We start from the raw sequence: 4,509 nt of genomic DNA on the forward strand, positions 1-4,509 counted from the left end.
GCTTTGAACTGACATTGCCTGCGAATGTGAAGTGCACTGGGGTAGAAAGCATGAATGCTATAGCCTATGGTGCACCAACTATTTCAGGACAGACCGCTACAATCCTTATCACTTCGAATGGCGGTACGATTCCTGCTTTTTCAACGGTTCGTCTGAAATTGGATCTGAAGGCTGGGTGTGGTGCTGTGAGCGGATCGTCGGAAACGATTTTGGTGAAACCTTTATCGGGAGGAATAGCTATAGCCGGAGCCAATAAAGATATACAGGCTCAGTTTATCAGCCCTTCGATAATGATCAAAGCAGATAAGCAGACCGAAGCATATTCCGGCAAGAATGAGTTCAAGACATTAACTTATAAGCTGAGCGCAGCGGGTGCTGTGGCAAAGACGTATAAGGTGATTCTCAATGTGGATGCCTATACGACATTGCAAACCTTTAAGCTGGATGGAGTTTCTAAAACAGCAGAACCTTCATCGGATGGGAAAACCTATACGCTTAGCTTATCGGATCTCTCTACCACTGAACAGGTATTGACTTTCGAAGCCGCCTCGAGTCGTTTAGGAGAGCATTTGGTGACGCCTACCGCCCAATATCCTGCGGCAAGCGCCTGCCAGACTGAATCCGGTCAAGAGATAACGATGTCCCTTCCTTCAGTATCGGGATCGGTTACGATGACACATATCAGTACATCGTATGTGGATAGTAATGATGATCCGATTACGGTATGGGAAACCAATATGGACGGACAAACCAAGAATATGGTTAAAGTGGTTTATCAAAATGATGGAACATTACCAGCTTGGGATGTCGTGTTGGATTTTGGACGAAGTTGTAATTATGCTTATATAGATAAGGGTAATATAAAGTATCAGATAGGAAATGGTGAAAAAAAAGATATTGTAACAATTCAGGATATCGCTACTGTGGCAAATTCAATAGCCTTTGGTTATTTCCCTGATTGTTTGGGTAAACCTTATCGTGTTGAGGCCAGTCTGCCGGAAGGAGAAATTATTCCTTCTGGAGAAAAGATTACTTTCTGGGTTCCAACAGTGAATGGCAAGACCTATGATCATGGAACAAATGATGTGTATTATGATTATCACACAACTGTTATTAACGGGATTGCAAATACAGTTAAAGCAAATAATGAAGCAGGAGAGCCTGGTAGTGGAAGCGCATATACAATAAACATAGGATATGCTGCAGTTCCTCATTTTAGGGAAAAGCCTGCTGAGTTTATGATCAAAAAAGGAGAAAAGACGACCCAAACTATCCGGGTTTCAACAGGCCTTTTGACTCTAGGTAAGGGAAGGGCAAGAGTACATCTACAATTGCCGGCCTGGTTGAAACTGGATACGTCGGGAAGCGAAGAAAACTTCACATGGAGTACGACTGTAGATGGAAGTACTGTTCAACCTTCTGTACTTTCTGATGATTCGGGAAAGACTCCTTATAAAGTATATACTGGTTTCTCAAGTACCGAAGGCTTACTCTCCTTTAAGTATACAACAGACGATAGTGAGATTCCTGCCGGAAGCCCTAATCTGAAAGGAGAAATAGGCTATTATATCGATTATGAATATAACGGATACTGGCTGAATAATATCTATCAGGTGTTTCAACCTGTAAATCTATCCTTAAAAGAAGAAGGAGTAGTGTTGGAAAATCTTTCACTCTATCGTTTCACTCGCGGACTGGAAGATCGAAATGAAGACCATATTCCGGATTCAAATAAAGAAGCTCTTGATGAAGACATTAACCATTCATATTATATGCTGGAGGACAAAGGGGAATTTCGTTGGAATACCCGGATTGTAGATGCCTCTTGTAAATATCTGTATTTACCAGTGACAACGAATGAACTAACAGTCAGTCTGTCTGATAAATCAAACCAATATTTGTCATTACTAGAAAATGAAGTCGAAGTAAAGATAGGTGGAAATACACAAAATTATCAGGTATCTGTAGTTGTTGCGAGTACGACACAGTTTTACGTAAAGATAGATGCTTCATCATCTCCATGGCAAGTAGGAGATTTGGTAGATATATACCTTCCTTTTATAGCAAAGAATGCAACTACCACAATTCGTACTTTTGCAAGTGAGTGTTTTGTCAGCAATAAGGATTTTACAAATCCTTTTGACAGTAAAGGGGATGCAGAACGAAAAGGAGAAGATATAAGGTCGTATTCTATATCGACATATGGATTAGAAGGAGTATTTTGGCCTTACTATTCAAATTCGTATCTTGCCTTTAATAATGAAGAGCAAAAAGGTGTACAATTCTATTTCAATATTTTTCATAATAATCCTTCTGCTCCTTATTTTGAGAAAGAAGTTCGTCGGCATGCTTATCCGAAGGAGTTGGAAGTGACACTTCCGGATGGGTATGTGATGTATAATGACAATAAAATTGAAGTAATTAAACAAATGCAACTCGATGGACAGGGACCCAGTTCAAAAATCCTTACTCCTGAGGTTAATGGAAATACATATACATATAATCTTTCTTTACTCTATGACCATACTTTTAATGTGTCGGGAGATGCATTAGATCCAGATAAATGGATGCTTCCGGATGATAGGTGGCAATATACTTTTACTTTTCCTGTGCAAGTAACGAAAGGAGCAACTTTAGGTACTTCAATAATAAAGCCTAAACTTATTTACTATGATTTAAGTCAGAAAAAAGAGAAGGTAATCGGGACAGGGAATTTCACCTTCGACTACCAAGGCGTCGCCACCAGTCTTAATTTAAGCACCCCCAGCCTCAACTCCTACGGTTCGAGCCTTACCCTTCCGGTGATAACAGTCGGTAATCCGAATGAGACCGCCCTGGGTAGAGTCTGGTTATACGTCGACGGTAATGTGTCAGACCTTACCTTTACCGAACAGGGAGGTAGTCCGCAGGCAGTATCGGGAAAATGGTTTTCCGTAAATTCAGGAAGTGGGTTGGCTGCCGCCAGCAATGCGAAGTATCAGTTAGACTTCAAACACCTGGGTCGCCTGGATGGCAAGAATGAAAACGATACGATCTGGGTGTATACCGTTTCCGACTTCGGAGATACCGGTTATACAGACCCAACCAGTGCTCCTCTGGATGTGAATGATCTGGAGCATGTAGGTGCCCGTCGTCCTCTTGTGATTATCCCAGCTCCAGCTAAAATCTCGGGTAGTCTATCTGTAGATAATCCTTCGATTACCTATAATACCCCCTATACATTGACTGCCATTATTGATGGAACTGTCAGCCAGGGAGTGGTTCGTAACCCCAAACTGACACTGGAAATCCCAATGGGTCAGGATTATGAGCCGAATACACTCAGTATTGTGTACAATGGACAGACCTATACCTCTACATCACCAGGCGTAGCTGCCTTGGAAGGCCTATTGGTGGGTGGCAATGGTACAGCGACTGATGGTCCTGCTGCTTTGCGGACAGTAGAGGTCGATTTGGAAACGATTGTCGGAGCACCTGTTCTTTTCCCGGGAACGCTTAGCTCTGATCCTTTGGATACAGATGCTAAACGCAAAGCTACAGTGACTGCTCAGTTCAAACCGATGTGTAAGACCGACCTGACCGGTTCCCGTATTAAAGGAAATATCGGTGCGGGTAATATCACCGGAACGATTTCTAAACTGTCTCAGTCGTTGCTGCCGGCATTGTCTACAGCGTATGGCTTTGAGGTAAGAGATGCAGAGATTGTAGGCGGCAATAGAGCTTTGAATGAACTCCAAACGACCCTGACGCTGAAAGCAACAGTGATACGTAATGCAGACTCCAGCACGGATATCGAACAGAATGACTATGTCTTGGTGAAGGTACCTGAACAGCTTTCACTCAATGGAACTGCACAGATCAGCAGCAGTAGTATCTCGGGAGCAGCTGGTGCTTTGACAGAAGTAGAAGCCAGCAGTGTAACTGCAGGTATCCGCTCTATCAAACTGGCTCTGCCAAGAACAGCGATCAATGGTGACGGCTCGAAAGGTTTTGGGAAAGAGATGGTGTATGAGATTCCGCTTGTGTGGGATCCGGATTATACCACAGCCTTGACTTCTCCGACACCTATTCTGGAGGTTAAATATATCACCTCGGCAGCATTCGATAGTGACTGCTCGGCCGGTGATGTGACATTGGGAGAAACTTCTATCGGTATTGCTATCCTGGCAGCGAGTGCTAATCCGTACCAGGTTACAGTAGATGAAGAGGTGACTATGAATATCACTACTGGAAACTTCGACGGCAAATGGTATAGCGACAGCAATCTGGGCACAGAGGTGTCAGCCGTTAATCCCTATACGTTAACCCCTTCGGTTGTAGGTGATGTAGACTATTACGTATCGGCTATTATCGATGGTGAAGATTATGGATCAGTCCGGGTGCAGTTGAAAGTGTACCCATCATTAGACTTCTCGGTAGTAGATGCCGCCATCTGCCCGGCAGGTAGTATCGATCTGTCTACTTTGGTGAGTGGTGATGCGGTAGCTTCGGGAACGACCACTGTACTGA

At 43.4% G+C, this 4,509-nt stretch carries 1 protein-coding gene; it reads left to right on the forward strand.

The annotated features are described in order from the left end of the window. Positions 1-50: 50 nt before the first annotated feature. Positions 51-4,509 (forward strand): hypothetical protein (locus D0T51_RS12050; RefSeq protein WP_203583391.1); only part of this gene is annotated, 4,459 nt, incomplete at its 3' end.

The sequence above is a fragment of the Parabacteroides sp. 52 genome (assembly GCF_010500925.1).
Taxonomy (GTDB): Bacteria; Bacteroidota; Bacteroidia; order Bacteroidales; family Tannerellaceae; genus QVMG01.